16 protein-coding genes are annotated in these 20,466 nt (G+C 68.8%); 12 read left to right on the plus strand and 4 right to left on the minus strand.

Features of this window, described 5'->3' with window-relative positions; translation table 11 throughout:
• The first annotated feature begins 1 nt into the window (after position 1).
• On the plus strand, positions 2–682 hold the full coding sequence (locus tag DMB86_RS09485) for a DUF5998 family protein (protein WP_113717548.1): 681 nt from the start codon (positions 2–4) through the stop codon (positions 680–682).
• Between the two features lie 5 nt (positions 683–687).
• Complete coding sequence (locus tag DMB86_RS09490; protein ID WP_113717549.1) at positions 688–1,932, plus strand: alkaline phosphatase family protein; 1,245 nt, start codon at positions 688–690, stop codon at positions 1,930–1,932.
• A 13-nt stretch (positions 1,933–1,945) separates the two neighbouring features.
• Here the strand turns inward: DMB86_RS09490 and sepH are convergent, their stop codons facing one another.
• On the minus strand, positions 1,946–3,439 hold the full coding sequence (gene sepH / locus DMB86_RS09495) for a septation protein SepH (protein ID WP_113717550.1): 1,494 nt from the start codon (positions 3,437–3,439) through the stop codon (positions 1,946–1,948).
• A 303-nt stretch (positions 3,440–3,742) separates the two neighbouring features.
• Between sepH and DMB86_RS09500 the strand changes: the two genes are divergently transcribed.
• Positions 3,743–4,042, plus strand: a complete 300-nt coding sequence (locus DMB86_RS09500; protein WP_113719453.1) for a DUF4193 domain-containing protein — start codon at positions 3,743–3,745, stop codon at positions 4,040–4,042.
• Between the two features lie 15 nt (positions 4,043–4,057).
• On the opposite strand, the gene DMB86_RS09505 is transcribed toward DMB86_RS09500, so the two are convergent.
• Positions 4,058–4,537, minus strand: a complete 480-nt coding sequence (locus tag DMB86_RS09505; RefSeq protein WP_113717551.1) for a DUF3093 domain-containing protein — start codon at positions 4,535–4,537, stop codon at positions 4,058–4,060.
• 105 nt (positions 4,538–4,642) lie between these two features.
• On the opposite strand from DMB86_RS09505, the gene dut reads away from it, so the two are divergent.
• From dut to DMB86_RS09525, 4 genes are read left to right on the plus strand one after another with little or no spacing between them, the layout of a single operon-like run.
• Positions 4,643–5,200 carry a dUTP diphosphatase gene (gene dut, locus DMB86_RS09510; protein WP_227878687.1) on the plus strand — a complete coding sequence of 186 codons (558 nt, stop codon included), beginning with the start codon at positions 4,643–4,645 and terminating at the stop codon, positions 5,198–5,200.
• A 53-nt stretch (positions 5,201–5,253) separates the two neighbouring features.
• Entirely contained in the window at positions 5,254–6,042 is a 789-nt protein-coding gene (locus DMB86_RS09515; protein WP_113717552.1) for a DUF3710 domain-containing protein, read from the plus strand.
• A gap of 3 nt (positions 6,043–6,045) precedes the next feature.
• Positions 6,046–6,381: a single stranded DNA-binding domain-containing protein gene (locus DMB86_RS09520; RefSeq protein WP_113717553.1), complete on the plus strand. Its 336-nt coding sequence runs from the start codon at positions 6,046–6,048 to the stop codon at positions 6,379–6,381.
• Entirely contained in the window at positions 6,382–7,131 is a 750-nt protein-coding gene (locus DMB86_RS09525; RefSeq protein WP_113717554.1) for a DUF3159 domain-containing protein, read from the plus strand. It abuts the gene before it with no gap.
• Positions 7,132–7,155: 24 nt separating this feature from the next.
• On the opposite strand, the gene DMB86_RS09530 is transcribed toward DMB86_RS09525, so the two are convergent.
• Together DMB86_RS09530 and DMB86_RS09535 are read right to left on the minus strand one after the other, a co-directional pair.
• A complete protein-coding gene (locus DMB86_RS09530) occupies positions 7,156–7,839 on the minus strand; it encodes a potassium channel family protein (RefSeq protein WP_113717555.1) in 684 nt (227 codons plus the stop codon).
• A gap of 1 nt (position 7,840) precedes the next feature.
• Positions 7,841–8,512, minus strand: a complete 672-nt coding sequence (locus DMB86_RS09535) for a potassium channel family protein (protein WP_113717556.1) — start codon at positions 8,510–8,512, stop codon at positions 7,841–7,843.
• A gap of 132 nt (positions 8,513–8,644) precedes the next feature.
• Between DMB86_RS09535 and DMB86_RS09540 the strand changes: the two genes are divergently transcribed.
• The 5 genes from DMB86_RS09540 (at position 8,645) to dxs (ending at position 20,429) form a co-directional block, all read left to right on the plus strand.
• Positions 8,645–10,651 carry an APC family permease gene (locus DMB86_RS09540; protein WP_113717557.1) on the plus strand — a complete coding sequence of 669 codons (2,007 nt, stop codon included), beginning with the start codon at positions 8,645–8,647 and terminating at the stop codon, positions 10,649–10,651.
• Positions 10,652–10,663: 12 nt separating this feature from the next.
• Positions 10,664–12,178: a class I SAM-dependent RNA methyltransferase gene (locus DMB86_RS09545; RefSeq protein ID WP_113717558.1), complete on the plus strand. Its 1,515-nt coding sequence runs from the start codon at positions 10,664–10,666 to the stop codon at positions 12,176–12,178.
• Complete coding sequence (locus DMB86_RS09550) at positions 12,168–14,975, plus strand: HAD-IC family P-type ATPase (RefSeq protein ID WP_227878688.1); 2,808 nt, start codon at positions 12,168–12,170, stop codon at positions 14,973–14,975. Before DMB86_RS09545 ends, DMB86_RS09550 begins: the two co-directional genes overlap by 11 nt.
• Positions 14,976–15,043: 68 nt before the next feature.
• Positions 15,044–17,869 carry an aconitate hydratase gene (locus DMB86_RS09555; RefSeq protein ID WP_113717559.1) on the plus strand — a complete coding sequence of 942 codons (2,826 nt, stop codon included), beginning with the start codon at positions 15,044–15,046 and terminating at the stop codon, positions 17,867–17,869.
• Between the two features lie 571 nt (positions 17,870–18,440).
• The gene (gene dxs, locus DMB86_RS09560; RefSeq protein ID WP_113717560.1) at positions 18,441–20,429 is read left to right on the plus strand and encodes a 1-deoxy-D-xylulose-5-phosphate synthase; all 1,989 of its coding nucleotides are present in this window, start codon (positions 18,441–18,443) and stop codon (positions 20,427–20,429) included.
• Positions 20,430–20,466: the final 37 nt, after the last annotated feature.

Below are 20,466 nucleotides of genomic sequence, written 5' to 3' on the forward strand. Positions count from 1 at the left end.
AATGAACACCTTCGGAGCCGGCGCCCCGGCCAACACCACCGGCCGCAACCTGGAATCCGCGCTCCAGCGCTCCGGCTTTTACCCGCGGCTGGTTGCGGACGTGGTCAACGACGCACTGGACGGGCAGGAAAGCCTGGCCCACCTGGTCCACCTGGAAACCCATTTTGATCGCACCGAGGTGCACCGCCACATCACCGTTCTGGTGCTGACCGAAGAGATGCTGGTCATCACCCACGTGGACGACCAGCAGCTGGATGACGCCGGCGAACAGGTCGTGGCGCAGGTGTCCACCGAGTCCGTGCCCGTGGGCCAGATCCGTTCGGTCGTGCTCAGCTACATCTATGCCCAGCCGCAGGACTACAAGCCCTCCGACCCCGCCCGTGAACTGACGGTGGCCATCGCCTGGTCCGGCGGTCAGCGCGTGGACATGGGGCCGGCGTCGTGCGGGGACCCCGAGTGCGACGCCGACCACGGCTACACCGGCACCATCGCCCAGGAGGACATCACCCTGCGCATCAGCGCCGAGGCCGAGGGCCTGCAGGCCGTGGCCGACGCCAAGGCGTTTGCGCGGGCCCTGCGGGCCGTCAACACGGCCGTCTCCATCCCGGAGCACATGGCAACGCCGCGGCCCAAGTTTCCCGTGCTGGGACAGCGCCCCGGCCGTAACCACTACCGGCGCTGACAAGGATGCAGCCGGCACCCCAGGGCGGCACCGCGCTCTCCCGCCAGCCAGCCCTTCCCGCGGCGCCCGCCTACGGCAGCGGCAGTGTCGCTGACGTGCTCACCAGCGCCGCCGCCGCCATGGGCGACGCCCGCTTCACGAACTCGCTCAGGCTGCCTGCCGCCCAGCGGATCGTGGTGGTGCTGGTGGACGGGCTCGGCAAGGCACAGCTGAAGCAAAAGGCCGGACACGCCCCGTTCCTGCGCGGCGTCATGGCCGCCGACAGCGGCGGAGAGCATCCGCGCACCCTCCACGCGGCATTCCCCAGCACGACGGCGACGTCCCTGGCCAGCCTGGGCACCGGCGTCGTGCCCGGCCTGCACGGGATGCTCGGCTACGACGTCCTGGACCCGGGGCAGGACAAGGTGGTGAACCTGCTGGGCAACTGGGACGCCGGCGTGGACCCGCTGCGCTGGCAGCCGTTCCCCACAGTGTTTGAACAACTCGACGGGCACCTGCCCACGGCCACCATCAGCCTGCCGAAATTTGAGCGCTCGCCCATGACGCTCGCTGCCCTGCGGGGGAGCACTTTCCTGGGCGCCACCTCGCCGCAGGCCCGCGTGGAGCTGGCGGCCGAGACGCTCGCCGCGCACCCGGCCATGCTCGTATACCTGTACTGGAGCGAGCTTGACAAGGCCGGGCACGGACATGGGGCGGATTCGGCGCAGTGGGAACACCAGCTCGAGGAACTCGACGCCGGCATGAAGCGCCTGGCCGCGACCGTCCCCGCGGACACCCTGATCCTGCTCACGGCCGACCACGGCATGGTGGACGTGCCCCGTTCCGCCCGCATCGACTACTCCCAGTACCCCGAGCTGGTGGACGGCGTCCGCCACACGGCGGGCGAGCCGCGCATGGTGCACCTTTATCTGGAGCCCGAAGCCGGCCCTGACGTCCGCGACGCCCTGGTGGCTGCGTGGCTGGACCGGTTCGGGACCAGGGCATGGGTGCTCACCCGCGAGGAGTCCGTGGAGGCAGGGTGGTTTGGCGATGTGCGCCCCGAGGCAGCCGGGCGGATTGGCGACGTCCTGATAGTGGCCCGGGAAACCATTGCGTTTTACGACCTCCGGCGCGTGCGCCCGCAGGCCATTGAGGTGGTGGGCCAGCACGGCTCCATCACCAAGGCAGAACGCGAGGTCCCGCTGCTGCGTATTCCCGCCACACAGCGTGCCACCGGCGGCCGCCCCGTGAAGGGCAAGCGCCGCCGCTAGCCGCGACGAAGGGTCAGTCGCCCTTGGTGCCGAACACGATCTCGTCCCAGCTGGGCACGCTCGAGCGCTTTGGCTTGCCGGCCGCCTTGCGTTCCAGCCTGGCGGCCACTTCACTGTCCGACGGACCCGCTTCCGCGTCCCGGTCTTCGGGTGACTTGGCTCCGGGTGGGGTGGCCGCCGGGCCCTCTTTGGCTCCGGGTGCCGTGGCCGCCGGTGTCTGGGCTGCCGGTGTCCCGGGTGACATGACCCCGGGTGCCGCGGTGTCCACGCTGTGGTCCCGGGCGCCGCGGCGCTGTGACGGCGCCCCCGACAGGGTGATCTCGCGGGTGTCGGCACTGACCTCGCCCACGCCCACGGCATGGTGGTCGTCCTCGCCGCCGTGCAGCTTCGGCGCCAGCGAAAGGAACGGGATGGCTCGCAGGCGCTTGCGGCCGTGCGCCGGGGCGGGGTGCCCGTCCGCGGGTTCGGAGGAGCCAGCGGCAATGCCGTCGGCGTCGCCGGCGTCGCCGGGCGCTGCGTCCTCGGCTGCCAGGGCCGCGTCTTCGTCGTGGCCGTCGGCGTCGCCGGCGTCCTCGGCTGCCAGGGCCGCGTCTTCGTCGTGGCCGCCGGCGCCGTCCTCCGCGTCCCGCGGATGGGCGGCCGGCACGTGGGTGCCGAGCATCGCGGCCAGTTCGTCGTCGTCGTCCTCATCCAGCCCCAGGCGCCGGCCGCGGCGCGAGCGCAGCATGTCCAGCAGGCCGGACCCGGCACCCTCGTCGCCGTCGCCATCGGCCGTCGGCGCCTCAGGGACCGCGGGAACGTCGGGGGACTCGGGCGCGTCAGCCTCAAAGTCGAAGGGGCGGTCCGCGACGGCGCTGAGCCGGCGTTCGGGCACGGGGCCGTCCACGGGCTCCATTTCGCTGAGCTGCTGGGCCCAACGGTTGGCGTTGAGCAGGGCCTTGCGCCCGGGATGGAACGTCCAGCGGGCCGGGGCCGGCTCGCCGATGCTGCTCGCGGCCCACTCGCTGCCGGGCTCAAAATCGGCCGTCACGCTCCAGGCGCCGTCATGGACGCGCCAGGCGTCCCAGCGCACCGTGCGCGGGTCGATCCCAAACGCGGAGAGACGGTGCATGACCATCTCGTCCAACGTGGCCGCGTTGTCGCCAAAGGCGGAACGGTAGCCGTCGTTGCCGGGCGACGCGGCGGCGACCTCCACCTTGCGTGCCATTTGGGCCACATGCTCCCGTTCGGCCAACACCGGACCCTCGTAGCGGCGGACCTGTTCCAGGGACATGCCGGAATGCTCGGCGACGTCGGCCGCGGTGGCACCTGCGCGGATTTGCGCCTGGATTTCCCTGGGGGACATCTTGGCCGGGGCGGAGCCTCCGGGGAATGCCTTGCGCGGTGCGCGGGTGGTTGCCAGGCGCAGTGCTTCATCAATGGGCAGCAGGTAAATTTCGCCGCCGGGTCCACTGAGTAGCAGGTGCTTGCCATCATCATGCACACCCACTAAACGTAGATCCGCCATGCTGCCCTCCAAAGTCGACTGGTTTCACTTCGAAACTTTGCCACCGAACGCAGGTTTTTACTACTACCGGGGCAGGCGTGGCGTGAATGGATCGCAAAAAACATGCGTCATTTTCGGGCACCGGCGTCCCTGCCCGTGCCGCGGGTGCCCGATTGCTACGCCCAACGCGAACGCGGGCATTTCCGGCCGCCTCCGGGACGTTCACACTCTAGGGTGATGGGCAGCATTTGCCGCGGAAACCGCGCGCAGGGCCTGCCAACGCCTTGGCAACGGCACGAGAAACAGGAATTGGTGAAGGACGCAATGGCAACGGATTATGACGCGCCACGCAAGAACGACGACGACAGCGACGGCAACGTTCTGGCCTCCCTCGCGGTCAGGCCTTCCGGACAGTCCGGAACCGTCATTGACCTGGATGAGGCCGAGCTGGCAGACAGCTATGAGCTGCCCGGCGGCGACCTGTCGGGCGAGGAGCTGGCCGTGGAGGTCCTCCCGGCCCAGGCGGACGAATTCACCTGTTCATCCTGCTTCCTGGTCAGGCACCGTTCCCAGCTGGCGCGTGAAAAGGACGGCCTGATGTACTGCAGGGACTGCGAAGGCTGATTCAGGGGGCCGGGGTCAACGGCGGGACGCGCCCAGGGCGGCCGCCAGGCGCTCGGGGTTGCGCGTGGAGGTCAGCCAGTAGGGCGTGGTGTCCTGCGGGTCCGTGATTTCGACCTTGACGACAGGCTTGATCCAGCCGCGGATGCAAAGGTACGCCAGGCCGTTGAGCCGGGTGCCGCGCTGGGCGGTGGCCTCGTCGGCCAGATAGTACGTGACCTCCCCGACGTACTCGCGCTCGATCACGGCCCGGCCCACGCGCAGCGTGTCCGCCGTGACCTCGATGGTCGGGGTCCACACGATCAGGAGGACTGTCTGCAGTACCAGCAGGCCCGCGAAGGCCAGGTAGCCGGCCAGTACGCTGATGGGGATGAGGATGAGGATGCCGGCCGCCGAAAGGCCCAGCACAATCACCCATACGCCCAGGTTGGGCCACAACTTCTCGGTGTACGTCGCTGTGGACAGGGGTGTGGCGCTGGCGGCCGGTGTGGAAGACATGGGAACAGTTTTTCACCTTTTGGGCGGTAATTCATCTTTGCCCCAGACATCCGGGCCTGGGAGCCGTGGGAAAGCCCGCCCCCGTTCGGGATAGAGTGAACTGTTGTGACCAATCTGACTGACAATTTCCCCGCCGGGGGCGCGCCCACGCTTGCGGTGCTGCTGCACATGCTCGACGACGGCATCGAGGCCCCCTCCTATGCCCATCCCGGAGACGCGGGCGCCGACCTGCGCACCAGGATCGACGTCGTGCTGGCGCCGGGGGAGCGCGCGCTCGTTCCCACCGGCGTGTCCATCGCCCTGCCGTTCGGCTTTGTGGCGCTGGTGCACCCGCGATCGGGCCTGGCCGCCAGGCACGGCCTGACCATTGTCAACAGTCCCGGCACCGTCGACGCCGGCTACCGTGGGGAAATATCGGTCACCCTCCACAACACCGACCCGCACCACTCCATCTCCCTGTCCCGGGGAGATAGAATTGCACAAATGGTGTTTCAACGCGTCGAACACGCCACGTTCGAGCCGGTTGGCCAGCTGCCGGATTCGGTGCGGGGCACCGGCGGGTTTGGCTCTACCGGCGGGTTTGGGCAGCCGGCCGGTTTGGGACAGCCCGGCGGCTTTGCGCCGTCCGGCGGGCAGGCCGGGGCCGGCCCGGCCGGACTCTAAGACCGGACTCTAAGAATCGTTCGGTTCCAACATTCACAAGGAGTTTCCACCCCATGGCTTTTGGGTTTGGCAAGAAAAAGAAGAATGACACCGCGGGCGACGCCGCGTCCGACGGCAACTCCCGGCAGGCCGGCACGGACGCCGGCGCCGCGTCGGACGACGACGGCACGCTGCCCCTGCCGCCGGACCCGTCGGACACCGTCTACGAGCGCTCCGTCCACGGCCCCCTCGACGCGGACGAGGTTTCCAGCACCGACGGCTATGTGGACCTTGGCGCCCTGCTGATCACCCCGCGGGAAGGGCTGGCGCTGCGCCTTGAAGTAGAGGAAAGCACCAACCGCGTCATCGCCGTCACCCTGGACCTGAACGGGTCCAGCCTGCAGCTGCAGGCCTTTGCCGCACCGCGTTCGGAAGAGCTCTGGCGTGACATCCGTGAACAAATCGGGCTCTCGGTCGGCTCGCAGGGCGGCGAAATTGAAATTCTCGACGGCACCTTCGGCAAGGAAGTGCTGGCCAAGGTGCCCGCCCAGGCCACCGACGGCAGCCACGGTTACCGCGTGGCCCGCTTCATCGGCGTCGACGGTCCCCGCTGGTTCCTGCGCGGCGTCCTGGGCGGCGACGCAGCCGTGAACCCGGACGCCGCACGCCAGCTGGAGGACCTGTTCAGGGGCGTGGTGGTGGTGCGCGGGGAAACCCCGCTGCCGCCGCGCGACCTGCTGGTCCTGCGGCTCCCCCGGGATGCGGCTGCGAGCCCCGACGGCGCCGTGGCGGCCGACCAAGCCGTTCCCGCCCAGGGTGGCGAACCGTTCCGGCGCGGACCGGAAATCACAGCGATCGGCTGACCCGTGCCCACCAACCAGGGTGACCGGCCCCTGCCTGTCCCCATCAACGAGCTGCCCCTGCGCGGCCGCGCGGTCAGCAGCGGCGTGATCGACGCCGTGACCATCCTTCCGCTGTCCTCCAGCCCGGAATTCAGTGCCATCGTCACTGACCGGGAGTTCCACCGCATGCCGGGCGACGGCGGCAGCCACCGTCTGCGGCTCGTGTGGCTGGGCCGGCGCCGCGTGCCAGGGATCGACGTCGGCACGCGCCTGCGCGTTGAGGGCATGGTCTCCCTTCGGGGCGGCCTGCCCACCATGTTCAACCCACGCTACGAGATCATTGGAACGCAGGAGGGCTAGTTGCCAAGGACCACACCCGACGACGACGGCACAGCCGCACCGGCCACGCCCGCCCTCCCCGGCGCGGACGATCCCCGGTCCGCAGGCGCCGCGGCAACCGATGCCCGCGCCGGCCTGGAACAGGCCCTGGCCGCACGGTCCGCGCTGGTGCGCAAGGACAGCGGCGAAATCGACCTGCTGGCCGCCGCCGGCGGCATCCGCGGCATCGCCGAAAGCGTGCTGCCGGGGCTCGTGTTCCTGACGGTCTTCACACTCACCGGCAACCTGACCTGGTCGCTGGGCGGTTCCGTTGCCGTGGCGGCCGCCTTCCTGGTGGCGCGGCTGGCGCAGCGCACACCGCTGACCATGGCACTGGCGGGGATCGCGGGGGTGGCGCTGTCCGCCTTCCTCGCGCTGAAGACGGGGAAGGCGGAGAACTACTATGCCGTCGGGTTCTTCACCAACGCCGGCTACATTGCGGCCATGGTGGTTTCCATTGCCGTCCGCTGGCCCGTGCTGGGCCTGTTGTTTGGCTACGCCCGCAACGAGGGCGTGCAGTGGCGCAAGAAGCCCGCGCGCCTGCGCGCCTACCGGGCTGCCACCTGGATCATCGTCGGCGTGATGGCGGCGCGGCTCGCCGTCCAGCTGCCGTTGTATTACGCGGGGGCCGTCGACGCCCTCGGCGCCATGCGCCTGCTCATGGGCGTGCCGCTGTACGCCTTCGGCCTCTGGACCGCGTGGCTGGTGAGCCGGCCGGTGAAGGCCGGCTGACCGCCCGCGGCGCAGACCGGCCGCCTAGCGTCCGGGCCGGCCCGCCCGGCCGTCGGACGACAGCAGGGCCCGCAACCCGTCCTCGGCGGCGATGGTGGAAATAAAGAACAGTTCGTCGCCGGCTTCCAGCACGTCGTCGGCGCTGGGGGTGATGGGCGCCTCGTCGCGCAGGATCGCCACGAGCGTGGCGTCCTGGGGCCACTCGACCTTCCCCACCGTCAGGCCGATGATGTGGGATTCGGCCGGCACCGTGAACTCCACGAGCGACGCCACGCCGGTCTGAAGGGTCAGCAGGCGCACGAGGTCGCCGATTTCCACGGCCTCCTCCACCAGGGCGGTCATGAGCCTCGGGGTGTTGACGGCCACGTCCACGCCCCACGAATCGTCAAACATCCAGTCGTTCTTGGGATTGTTCACCCGGCCCACCGTGCGGCCCACGCCAAACTCGGTCTTGGCCAGCAGCGACACCACCAGGTTGACCTTGTCGTCGCCGGTGGCGGAGACCACCACGTCCGCCTCGTCCAGTTTTGCCTCGCGCAGCGTGGTGATCTCACAGGCATCGCCCACCAGCCAGCGGGCACCGCGCAGGCCGCTCTTGCCGATGACCTCCGGCTTGGGATCAATCAGCAGCAGCTCGTGGCCATGGGCCAGCAGTTCACGGGCAATCGAGCAGCCGACGCTGCCGGCCCCGACAATGACAACCAGCACCTTAGATCTCCTTTACTGGCGGGGCGGCCAGAATGCGCGCCACCTCAGCCGTGTCCGTGCCCTGCACCATGGCGTGGACGGTGTCGCCCTGCTGGTAGCTGGTATCCGCCGCCGGCAGCATGCCCTCCCCGAAGCGGGTCAGGTACGCCACGCGCAGCGGCGCGGCCTTTTCCAGGTCCACGATGTGGTGTCCGATCCATCCCGGGTTCAGGGCCAGCTCGGTCAGGATCAGCCGCCCGGACGGTTCGCGGAAATCGCCCTTGATGGCGGATTCCGGCAGGATCCGCCGCAGCACCTGGTCCGCGCTCCAGCGGACCGCCGCCACGGTGGGGATGCCCAGGCGCTGGTAGATTTCGGCCCGGCCTGGATCGTAGATGCGGGCCACCACGTGCTCCACGTGGAACGTTTCCCGGGCCACGCGGGTCGCGAGGATGTTGGAATTGTCGCCGCTGGACACGGCAGCGAAGGCGTAGGCGTTTTCAATGTCGGCCTGGCGCAGGGTGTCCTGGTCAAAGCCGACGCCGGTGACCTTGCGGCCGCCGAATCCGGTGCGCAGCCGCCGGAACGCGCGTTCGTCCTGGTCGATGATGGCCACCGAATGGCCGGCATCTTCAAGCGCGTGCGCCAAGGTGGCGCCGACACGTCCGCAGCCCATGATCACAAAATGTGCCATCGATGCTCCTCGTGGTGATTATGGGCACTGCAACACAGTGCGGCTACCAATCTGACCCGTTTGCCGCCTGCCGGTCAAGTCGGGACGAAACTGCGGCTCATGCGTTGAAGTCTGCCATGAGTGTGCCCTGTCATGACTTTAGCCCCGCGAGCGACTAGCGTTACCCGCGTGCTGAATTTCTTCAACGCGTTCAAGCGGGTCCTGGTCGGGCGGCCCTTCCGCAGCGACAAACTTGCCCACACGCTGCTGCCCAAGCGCATTGCGCTGCCGGTTTTCGCCTCGGATGCGCTCTCCTCGGTGGCGTACGCGCCGGATGAAGTCCTGCTGACGCTGGCCCTCGCGGGCGTGGCCTCCGTGTCGCTCGCCCCCTGGGTGGGCGCCGCCGTCATCGTGGTGCTGCTCACAGTCGTGGCGTCCTACCGGCAAAACGTGCACGCGTACCCGTCCGGCGGCGGGGACTACGAGGTCGCCACCGTCAACCTGGGCAGGACGGCCGGCCTGACGGTGGCCTCCGCGCTCATGGTCGACTACGTCCTCACGGTGGCCGTGTCGATGTCCTCGGCCGCGAACTACCTGGCCACGGCGGTTCCCGGCTGGCACGGCACCCAGGCCGCGATCGCCGTCGTCGGCGTCATTGTCCTGGCCCTGGTGAACCTGCGCGGAATCCGCGAGGCCGGAAGCGTCTTTGCCGTCCCCACCTACATCTTCATGTTCTGCATCTTCTCCATGACGGCCGTGGGCCTCTTCCAGGCGTCCACCGGCACGCTGGGCAGGGCCCCGTCGGCCGGCTTTGAGATCATCCCGGACGCGGCGTTCAGCCAGGGCCTGACGGGCCTGGCCGGCGGGTTCCTGCTGCTGCGGGCCTTCTCCTCCGGCGCCGCGGCCCTGACCGGCGTGGAGGCCATCAGCAACGGCGTGCCCAACTTCCGCAAGCCCAAGAGCAAGAACGCCGCCACCACGCTCCTGCTGCTGGGCATCGTCGCCGCGGGCATGATGGCGGGCATCCTGTTCCTGGCCAACGCCACCGGCGTGCACATCGTGGCCGACCCGGCCACCGAGTTCTTGCAGAACGGGCACCCGCTGCCCGCCGGCTACGTGCAGAACCCCTCGATCAGCCAGATTGCGGGCACCGTCTTCGGCGCCGGGTCCATCCCGTTCTTCATCATTGTGGCCGCCACCGGCGTGATCCTGGTGTTTGCCTCCAACACGGCCTTCAACGGCTTCCCCGTCCTCGCCTCCATCCTGGCCCGCGACGGCTACCTGCCCCGCCAGCTGCGCACGCGCGGCGACCGGCTGGCCTTCAGCAATGGCGTGATCCTGCTGGCCATCGGGGCCCTGATCCTGATCATCTCCTTCGACGCCGACGTCACCAAGCTGATCCAGCTCTACATTGTGGGCGTGTTCATCTCCTTCACCGCCAGCCAGATGGGCATGGTCCGGCACTGGACACGCGAACTGCGCGTGGTCAAGGACAGGCACATCCGCTTCCGCATGATGCGCTCCCGTGCCATCAACACGCTGGGCTTCTGCATGACCCTGACGGTGCTGCTCATTGTGCTCGTGACCAAGTTTGAACAGGGCGCCTGGATTGCGCTGCTGGCCATGGCCGTGCTGTTTGCCATCATGTGGAGCATCCGCGCCCACTACGACAACGTCGCCACGGAACTCGCCGTGGAGACGGACTCCTCCACGCGGGCGCTGCCGGCGCGCATCCACGCCGTGATCCTGGTCTCCCACGTGCGCAAGCCGGTCATGCGCGCCGTGGCCTTCGCCCGCGCGTCGCGCCCGTCCACGCTGGAAGCCATCACCGTCGACCTGGACGCCGCCGAGACCGAACAGACCATCGCGGATTGGGACAGGCTGGACATCCCGGTACCCTTGACCGTGTTGGCCAGCCCCTACCGGGAGACGCTGACGCCGCTGATCAACCACATCAAGGCCATGCGCCGGGACTCCCCGCGCGACTTGATCGTGGTGTACATCCCCGAATACGTGGTGGGCAAGTGGTGGGAGCAGCTGGTCCACAACCAGACGGCCCTGCGCATCAAGACACGGCTGCACTTCGAACCCGGCGTGGTGGTGGCCAGCGTGCCGTGGCAGTTGAAGTCCTCCACCGAAGCCACAAAGTACCAAGAGTAGGAACCGGACCCCATGAGCGAGCCCTCCCACAGCACCACCGCCCCCGACGGCGGACGTCCCGGCGGCACGCGCCGGCTGACCGTTAGCGTGGGACCGGTGGCACACGGCGGCCACTGCGTTGCCCGGCACGAGGGCCGGGTCATCTTTGTCCGCCACGCCATTCCCGGCGAGGTCGTGGAGGTAAACCTGACCGAGCACGACGACGGAGCCACGTTTTGGCGCGCCGACGTCACCCAGGTGGTGGAGGCGTCCCCCGACAGGGTGGCCCACTTTTGGCCCGAGGCCGATGCCCTGGAAGCCGCGTCCCGCGGCGCCGCCCCGATCGGCGGCGCCGAGTTTGGCCATATTGCGCGCCGGCGCCAACTGGCGCTGAAGACGGACGTGGTCCGTGAGCAGCTGGAACGCCTTGGAGGGCTGTCCGCCGGGGCCGTGGATGCCCTGTTAGGCGCCGGCGTGGAAGACGTCGACGCGGACGGCACGCCCGGGCAGCAGGCCGGGCTGGGGTGGCGGACCCGCGTGGGCTTTGCCGTCACGCCGGCCGGCGGGCTGGGCATGCACGCCCACCGCTCGCACGATGTGCTCCCCGTGCAGGGGATGCCGCTGGCCGTTCCCGACGTCGACGCGCTGCGGCTGTGGGAGCTGGACCTCAGCGGCATGGAACGGGTGGAGGTGGCCGCACCCGCCAACGGCTCCGGGACCCTGGTGCTGCTGGCACCCGCCCCCGGGCTGGGGGAGAAGGCCGCCGGACTGGCGCTCAAGCGCATTGACAGGGAGCTGCAGGACCGCCCGGTCCCGCCGTCCGTGGCCCGCTGGGACCCGGAGTCGGGCGCCGTCACCGTCCTGCACGGCCGCGGCTGGGTCAGGGAAACCACCGCCGACCATGAATTTCGTGTCAGCGGCGACGGTTTCTGGCAGATCCACCGCAAGGCGCCCCAGGTCCTTACCGACGCCGCCCTGGAATTCCTCAACGCCGGCGGCCACCTCAATGACGGTGCCGACGTTGCCGATCTCTACGCCGGGGCGGGCCTGTTCACGGCTCCGCTGGCAGACGCCGTCGGCCCCGCCGGGTCCGTTCTTTCCGTGGAGGGCTCATCCGGCACGAGCCGCGACGCCCGCAAAAACCTCCACGCCGCCAGCCAGGTCGAGATCCTCCAGGGCCGTGTGGAGCGCGTGCTGGACGCCCGGACCCGGGAGGCACGGGGCCGGCGGAGCCGCTCCGCCGGGGACCAGGCCGGCGCGTTGGGAGGGGGACAGCGGCGCCGCTTTGACGCCGTCGTGCTTGACCCGCCGCGCGCTGGGGCCGGAAAGGCCGTGGTGCGTGCCTTGGCGGCCGCCGCCCCACAAGCCATCGCCTACGTTTCCTGCGACCCGGCCGCGTTTGCCCGGGACGTCAAGTACTTTGCCGCGGCCGGCTGGCGGCTGGACAAGCTGCGCGCGTTCGATCTGTACCCGCACACCCACCATGTGGAGACCGTGGCCCTGCTGGTCCCTGTGAATCCGCCGGGCAGGGGCGCTGTTGGGCGCTAAACCCCCCGCCGCGGATCAGCCCGCGGAACAGGCAGCCGCCCAACAGGCCGCCAGGCCCCGGGCGCCGCGGGACCTGACGCGCAGCAGGCCCAGGGGCACGGTCCTGGCTGAGCGGCGTGACGGGCACCAGCGGGCGGCCCTGGCGGCGGCGCGGGAAGCGCTGGCGCCGGTGGATGCGGCGGAGCTTGAACGCAACGGCCTGGATCCTGCCCAGGTGCGGGAGCGCCAGGTCGCGGAGCTGGGCAATGCCGTGGCGCAGGGGAGCAGCCGGAGCATCTGGGCCATCGTCCGGTCCAACGTGTTCACGCTGTTCAACGCCGTGCTGGGCAGCGCACTGGCACTGGTGCTTTTGGTCGGCGACCCCCGCGACGCCTTGTTCGGCTTCATCGTGCTCGCCAACGCCGCCATTGGCGTGGTGCAGGAATACCGGGCCAAGCGGACCCTGGACCGGCTGGCCGTCCTGCACGCACCCCAGGCGCTGGTGCGCCGGGACGGCGGCGAACTGGAGGTGGCCGTTGCCGATGTCCTGTTTGACGACGTGCTGTTGCTGCGCACCGGCGACCAGATCCCGGCCGACGCCGTGATCTTCGCCGCCGAGTCCCTGGAAATCGACGAATCCCTGCTCACGGGGGAGTCCGATCCTGTTGTCAAGGGCGCCGGGGACACGGCGTTGTCCGGCTCGGCCGTCGTGGCCGGCCACGGTGCCGCGCGCGTGCACCGGGTGGGCGCCGAATCGTACGCCAGCGCCCTGACGGCCGAGGCCCGGCGCTTTTCGCTGGTCAACTCCGAGATCCGCAACTCCATCAACCGGATCATCCTGTACATCGCCTGGGCGTTGATCCCCATCATTGTGCTGGTGGTCAACGGACAGATGAACGCCAACGGCGGCTGGGCGGAGTCCCTCGCTTCCGGGCGCTGGCGTACCGCGGTCATCAGCGCCGTGGCCAGCGTTGTCGCCATGATCCCCGAGGGCCTGGTGCTGCTCACGAGCATTTCCTTCGGCATGGCCGCCGTGAAGCTGGCCCGGCGGCAGGTCCTGGTTCAGGAGCTGCCCGCCGTGGAGGGCTTGGCCCGCGTGGACATGGTGTGCCTGGACAAGACGGGGACGCTGACCGAGGGCCGCATGGAGCTGGCCGGCACCACGGTCCTGGCCCCTGTCCCCGGCTGGGAGTCCGTCCTGGCCTGGTGCGCCGCGCACCCCAACGCCAACGCCACGGCGGCCGCGTTGGCTGCCGACTTCACCAATACCCCGGCTGCCGAGCCTGTGGCGGTGGTCCCGTTCAGCAGCGTCCGCAAGTACAGCGCCGTCACTTTCGCCCCGGGCCCGGTCATGCGGCCTGGCGACGGCGCGGGCGCGGAGGAACGCGAGGGCGCGTCCAGCGGCTGCGAAGCGGCAGACAGCCGCGGCACCTGGGTCTTCGGGGCCCCGGACGTCGTACTGGCCGGCAGCGCGGACGGACCCGGCGCGCGCGGCCCTGGCGCGGACGCAACAGTGGCGGCCTCGCGTGACGTGGCGCTGGCGGCGTCCCGTGACGCGGCGCTGGCGGAGTCCCACGAGGCGGCCGGGCGGGGTCTGCGCGCCGTCGTGCTGGCACACCGCCCGGCGCCGGGCGCACCGGCGCCGGACCTGACCGCGCCGGACATGACCGCGCCTGACATGACCGCGCCTGACATGAACGCATTCGGCGCGGACGACGGCGACTTTGACCTCTCCGGGCTCAGACCCGTGGCATTGCTGGTGTTCCGGGAAAAGGTGCGCGCCGACGCCGGCGCCACGTTGGCGTACTTCCGTGAACAGGGGGTGGGGCTGAAGGTCATCTCCGGCGACAACCCCCGCACGGTGGCGGCCGTGGCCCGCAGCGTGGGCATGTCCTTTTCCGGCGACGGCTACGACGCGCGTGGGCTGCCGGAGGAGCCGGCCGCCCTGGCGGACGTGCTGGAACGCGAATGCGTGCTGGGCCGGGTCACGCCCGAGCAGAAGAAGGCCATCGTGCTCGCCCTGCAGGCCAGCGGCCACGTGGTGGCGATGACGGGCGACGGCGTCAACGACGCCCTGGCCCTCAAACACGCCGACATGGGCATCGCCATGGGCAGCGGCGCCGCGGCCACCAAGGCAGTCTCCCGTCTGGTGCTGCTGGACGGACAGTTTTCCCACCTGCCGTCCGTGGTCGCCGAGGGACGTCGCGTCATTGCCAACGTCGAGCGGGTGGCCAACCTGTTCCTGAGCAAGACCGCCTACGCCGTCCTCATCTCCATTGCCATCGGCATCCTGCTGTGGCGCTACCCGTTCCTGCCCCGTCAGCTCTCCATCGTCAGTTCCATGACGATCGGCATCCCGGCCTTCTTCCTGGCCCTGCTCCCCAACGCCCGGCGCTACCAGCCCGGCTTCCTGCGGCGCGCACTGATGTTCTCCATACCCGCGGGCACCATCGTGGCCGCGTGCATCATGGCGGTGTACTCCTTTGCCCTCGCGTTCCCAGAGCCGGGGCTGTCGCCCGCCCAGGCCACCACGTCCGCGCAGACCGCCACCACGGTGACGGTGCTCCTGGTGGCACTGTGGGTGCTGGGCGCTCTGGCCCGGCCGTTCGATTTTTGGCGCGCGCTGCTCGTGGCGGCCATCGTCGCCGCGCTGGTGCTGGTCATGGTGCTGCCGTTCGCGCGGAACTTTTTTGCCCTGGACATCCCGTCCGGGCCGCTGCTGGCGGTTACGATTGGCGTAACCGCAACGGGGTGCCTCGCCGTAGAACTGCTGTACCGCTTCCTCAAGAAGCGCGGGGCTGTGTCCGAACGTGAGTAAGGTGAGCCTAACTGGCATGCGGACCCCTGCGTGACCAAGATAAAAGTAGTGGCGAGAGGAGTCCATCCATGACTAATGTGGACAGTTTCGGTTCCAAAGGCGTACTTAATGTAGCCGGCACCGAATACGAGATTTTCCGGCTGAACTCGGTTGAAGGCGCGAAGAGCCTTCCGTTCAGCCTCAAGGTATTGCTGGAGAACCTCCTGCGCACCGAAGACGGCGCCAACATCACGGCAGACCACGTACGGGCCCTGGCCGGGTGGGACCCCAACGCGGAGCCCGACACCGAAATCCAGTTCACGCCCGCGCGCGTCATCATGCAGGACTTCACCGGCGTCCCCTGCATCGTTGACCTGGCGACCATGCGTGAGGCCGTCAAGGAACTGGGCGGGGACCCCACCCGCGTCAACCCGCTGGCCCCCGCCGAGATGGTCATCGACCACTCCGTGCAGATCGACGTCTTCGGCAACTCCGGCGCGATCGAGCGCAACATGGAGATCGAATACCAGCGCAACGGTGAGCGTTACCAGTTCCTGCGCTGGGGCCAGACCGCCTTCGAAGACTTCAAGGTCGTCCCCCCGGGCATGGGCATCGTCCACCAGGTCAACATCGAGTACCTGGCCCGCACGGTCATGACACGCACGGTCGACGGCGTGCTGCGCGCCTACCCGGACACGCTGGTCGGCACCGACTCCCACACCACCATGGTCAACGGCCTGGGCGTGCTTGGCTGGGGCGTGGGCGGCATCGAGGCCGAGGCCGCCATGCTGGGCCAGCCCGTCTCCATGCTGATCCCGCGCGTCGTCGGCTTCAAGCTGACCGGCTCCATCCCCGCCGGCGCCACCGCAACCGACGTGGTCCTGACGATCACCGAGAAGCTCCGCAGGCACGGCGTCGTCGGCAAGTTCGTTGAGTTCTACGGCGAAGGCGTGGCCGCGGTGCCGTTGGCCAACCGCGCCACCATCGGCAACATGAGCCCGGAGTTCGGCTCGACGGCAGCCATGTTCCCGATCGACGACGTCACCCTGGACTACCTGCGCCTGACCGGACGCAGCGACGAGCAGGTGGCCCTCGTGGAGGCTTACTCGAAGGAACAGGGCCTGTGGCACGATCCCTCCGTCGAGATCCAGTTCTCCGAGTACCTCGAGCTCGACCTCTCCACCGTGGTGCCGTCCATCTCCGGACCAAAGCGCCCGCAGGACCGGATCGAACTGACCAACTCGAAGACACAGTTCCGCTCGGACCTGCAGAACTACGTGGCCGGTGACGCGAACGCCGAAGGCAACACCGTCGACGAGTCGCTGGAGGAATCCTTCCCGGCCTCGGACGCACCGTCCTTCACCCACCCGGGCAGCCACCAGCACGACACCGAGCGCGTGCTTGTGTCCGCAGCGTCCGGTGCCGAGGGCCGCCCGTCGGCGCCGATCCATGTGAAGAACGAATCCGGCGTCGAGTTTGAACTCGACCACGGCGCCGTCTCGATCGCCTCGATCACCTCCTGCACCAACACGTCCAACCCGTCCGTCATGCTGGCCGCCGCGGTGCTGGCCCGCAACGCCGTCAACAAGGGCCTGGCCTCCAAACCCTGGGTCAAGACCTCCATTGCGCCCGGCTCCAAGGTGGTCACCGACTACTACGAAAAGTCCGGCCTGGTTCCGTACCTGGAGAAGCTCGGCTTCTACACCGTGGGCTACGGCTGCGCCACCTGCATCGGCAACTCCGGCCCGCTGGACACCGAGATCTCCCAGGCGATCGCGGACAACGACCTCTCCGTCACGGCCGTCCTTTCGGGCAACCGCAACTTCGAGGGCCGCATCAACCCGGACGTGAAGATGAACTACCTGGCCTCCCCGCCGCTGGTCATCGCCTACGCCCTGGCCGGATCCATGGACTTCGACTTTGAGGCCGACGCGCTGGGCCAGGACGCCGACGGCAACGACGTCTTCCTGAAGGACATCTGGCCGAACCCGGTGGAAGTCCAGGAAGTCATGGACGCCTCGATCGACCGCGAGATGTTCACCAACTCCTACGCCACCATCTTCGACGGCGACGACCGCTGGAAGGCGCTGGAGACCCCCGAGGGCAACACCTTCGAATGGGACCCCAAGTCCACCTACGTGCGCAAGCCCCCGTACTTCGAGGGCATGAAGGCTGAGGCGGAGCCCGTGCAGGACATCGCCGGCGCCCGCGTGCTGCTCAAGCTCGGCGACTCCGTCACCACGGACCACATCAGCCCCGCGGGCTCCTTCAAGTCCGACACCCCGGCCGGGCAGTACCTGCTGGCCAACGGCGTGGAGCGCAAGGACTTCAATTCCTACGGCTCGCGCCGTGGCAACCACGAGGTCATGATTCGCGGCACCTTCGCGAACATCCGCATCCGCAACCAGCTCCTGGATAACGTGGAGGGCGGCTTCACCCGCGACTTCACGGTTGAGGGCGGTCCGCAGGCCTACGTCTACGATGCGTCCGTCAACTACCAGGCTGCCGGCACCCCGCTGGTGGTCCTGGCAGGCAAGGAGTACGGTTCCGGATCCTCGCGTGACTGGGCGGCCAAGGGCACCGCGCTGCTGGGCGTCAAGGCGGTTGTCGCCGAAAGCTATGAGCGCATCCACCGCTCCAACCTGATCGGCATGGGCGTCCTGCCGCTGCAGTACCCGGCCGGCCAGAACGCCGAGTCGCTGGGCCTCACCGGCACGGAGACCTTCTCCGTCGAGGGCGTGACCGAGCTGAACAACGGCACCACGCCGAAGACGCTGAAGGTCACCGCCACCGCCGAGGACGGCAAGTCCGTGAGCTTCGACGCCGTGCTGCGCATCGACACGCCCGGCGAGGCCGACTACTACCGCAACGGCGGCATCCTGCAGTACGTGCTGCGCCAGATCTCCGCGAACTAGCGCAGGCCCACGCCCGCAGGGGCGGGCACCCGGACGTTCCGGGTGCCCGCCCCTGCGGCGTTGCGGCCGGCCTGTCACGCAAGAAATTGAAAGGTGGCGGGTAGGCATTGTCACTATCCAATGAGGAAGTGGTGTTTTCCAGTCATTTTCCGGTCGCAGTTTCTGTTCCGGCCGCAGCCATTATTGTGTTCTTTATTGGTCCCCATTTTAGCCTCTTCCAGATTCTGTACCGGATGCGCCACATTGCGCCATTGGAAGGGGTGGTTTCCGCCATAAAAGGTTCTTGAATTGTCCCCGCCGGGTAGTCAAGGGGCAGCGAAGGGAACATTGGGAATGGTGTTGGATCGTTATTCGTGGCGATTGAGGGCGCGTACCTCGGTGTAGTGGGAAAGGGCGATGCAATAGGCATTGCAACGAGGGTGCGCCAAGTCATTCCATACCCAGCAGCACCGCCTGGTCGGCGGGCAAACCACGGGGGACCCGCCCCGCGGGGTTGATGCAGGCCCGTGTCGGGCGCCCCCGCCTTGACGCGATATCCTTAGACGTTGAGAGTTGACCCAGGGAGGTACCAATGGGACTTTTGGAAACCATCGCGCATCCGCGGGATCTGAGCAGGCTCAGCGACACCCAAATGGTGGCGTTGGCGCAGGAAATCAGGGACTTCCTGATCAGCAACGTTTCCCAGACCGGCGGGCATCTGGGTCCCAATCTGGGCGTCGTGGAGCTGAGCCTGGCCATCCACCGGATTTTCGACTCCCCACGCGACTCCATTGTGTTTGACACCGGGCATCAGTCCTACGTCCACAAACTGCTCACCGGCCGGCACGACTTTTCAACGTTGCGCCAGCAAGGTGGAATGTCCGGCTACCCGTCCCGGGCCGAATCCGAACACGACATCGTCGAATCGTCCCACGCCTCCTCCTCCCTTTCCTGGGCAGACGGGATCTCCCGGGCGCGCAAGCTCACCGGCGAAGGCGAGCGGTACGTCGTCGCGGTCATCGGCGACGGCGCCCTGACCGGCGGCATGACGTGGGAAGCCCTGAACAACATCGCCGCGGACAAGGACCGCCGCGTGGTGATCGTGGTCAACGACAACGGCCGTTCCTACGCGCCGACCGTCGGCGGCCTGGCCGACCACCTTGCCTCGCTGCGCCCCGCCATCGACCACGTGCGCACGCACCGCAAGTACGAGGCCGCCATGGACTGGGGCAAGCACCGGCTCCAGGATGGAAGCTCCGCCGGCCAGTTTCTCTACAAGGGCCTGCACGCGGCCAAAAAGGGCATCAAGGACTGGTGGGCCCCGCAGGGGCTCTTTGACGACCTCGGGTTGAAATACGTGGGCCCCGTGGACGGCCACGACGAAAAGGGCATGGAGGCGGCCCTCACGGCCGCCAAGAACTACGGTGGGCCGGTGATTGTTCACGCCTTCACCGAAAAGGGCCGCGGCTATGCGCCCGCCCGCGCCCACATAGCCGACCAATTCCACGCCGTGGGCGTCATCGACCCGGAAACCGGCGTGTCCGTGGAGACGTCCGGCGGAATGTCCTGGACGGGCGTCTTTGGCGAGGAAATCGCCCGGATCGCCGACGAACGTTCCGACATCGTCGGAATCACCGGCGCCATGCTGATCCCCGTCGGCCTGCAGAAGATGGCGGAGCGGCACCCGGGGCGCGTGATCGACGTCGGCATCGCCGAACAGCACGCCCTCACCATGGCCGCGGGCATGGCTTTTGGTGGGCTGCACCCCGTCGTGGCCATGTACGCCACCTTCCTCAACCGCGGCTTTGACCAGCTCCTCATGGACGTGGCACTGCACCAGGCCGGCGTCACCGTGGTCCTGGACCGCGCCGGCGTGACCGGGCCGGACGGTGCCAGCCACCACGGCATGTGGGACCTGTCCATGTTGCAGATCGTGCCGGGCCTGCACCTGGCCGCCCCGCGCGACGCCGAGCGCCTGCGCGAGGAACTGCGCGAGGCCGTGGCAGTCACGGACGCGCCCACCGTGGTCCGCTATTCGAAGGGCAGGGTCGGCCCCGAAGTCAAGGCGGTGGAACGCCTCGCCGACGGCGTTGACGTGCTCTCCCGCACGGAGACTGCACTGCAGGGCGGTGGCGAGCTGGAATCCGACGTGCTCATTGTCAGCGTCGGGGCCATGAGCGAGCTGGCCCTGGACGTTGCCGGGCGCATCGGTGCCCAGGGCATCACCTCCACCGTGGTGGACCCGCGCTGGGTCATGCCCGTGCCGCGCTCCATCATCACGCTGGCCTCCCGCCACCGGATCGTCATTGTCCTGGAGGACGGCGTGCGTGCCGGAGGCGTGGGCTCGCGCATCCGCCAGGAGCTGCGCGCCGCCGGCGTCGACACCGCCCTGAACGAGGTCGGCCTGCCCGTCGCGTTCCTGGATCACGGCACGCGCGCTGAAGTCCTCGAACGCGTCGGCCTCACCGCCCAGCGCGTGGCGCAGGACGTCGTCGAACAGGTGCTGGGCACCAGGGTGCCCTTCGCCCGCCCGCTGCCTGGCCAGCCGGCACCGCGCACCGGACAGCTGCCCATCCTGTGACCGCGGTGCGCCAGGCCGCTCAACACCATGAAACACA

The organism is Arthrobacter dokdonellae (assembly GCF_003268655.1).
Classification (GTDB): domain Bacteria; phylum Actinomycetota; class Actinomycetes; order Actinomycetales; family Micrococcaceae; genus Specibacter; species Specibacter dokdonellae.

Excerpts from the sequence above, each read along its gene's own strand:
- DMB86_RS09485 (WP_113717548.1), top strand. The coding sequence starts at position 2 with ATGAACACCTTCGGAGCCGGCGCCCCGGCCAACACCACCGGCCGCAAC.
- DMB86_RS09505 (WP_113717551.1), bottom strand. The coding sequence starts at position 4,537 with ATGTCTTCCACACCGGCCGCCAGCGCCACACCCCTGTCCACAGCGACG.
- DMB86_RS09540 (WP_113717557.1), top strand. The coding sequence starts at position 8,645 with ATGACTTTAGCCCCGCGAGCGACTAGCGTTACCCGCGTGCTGAATTTC.
- dxs (WP_113717560.1), top strand. The coding sequence starts at position 18,441 with ATGGGACTTTTGGAAACCATCGCGCATCCGCGGGATCTGAGCAGGCTC.
- DMB86_RS09490 (WP_113717549.1), top strand. The coding sequence starts at position 688 with ATGCAGCCGGCACCCCAGGGCGGCACCGCGCTCTCCCGCCAGCCAGCC.
- DMB86_RS09515 (WP_113717552.1), top strand. The coding sequence starts at position 5,254 with ATGGCTTTTGGGTTTGGCAAGAAAAAGAAGAATGACACCGCGGGCGAC.
- DMB86_RS09555 (WP_113717559.1), top strand. The coding sequence starts at position 15,044 with ATGACTAATGTGGACAGTTTCGGTTCCAAAGGCGTACTTAATGTAGCC.
- sepH (WP_113717550.1), bottom strand. The coding sequence starts at position 3,439 with ATGGCGGATCTACGTTTAGTGGGTGTGCATGATGATGGCAAGCACCTG.
- DMB86_RS09545 (WP_113717558.1), top strand. The coding sequence starts at position 10,664 with ATGAGCGAGCCCTCCCACAGCACCACCGCCCCCGACGGCGGACGTCCC.
- DMB86_RS09500 (WP_113719453.1), top strand. The coding sequence starts at position 3,743 with ATGGCAACGGATTATGACGCGCCACGCAAGAACGACGACGACAGCGAC.
- DMB86_RS09535 (WP_113717556.1), bottom strand. The coding sequence starts at position 8,512 with ATGGCACATTTTGTGATCATGGGCTGCGGACGTGTCGGCGCCACCTTG.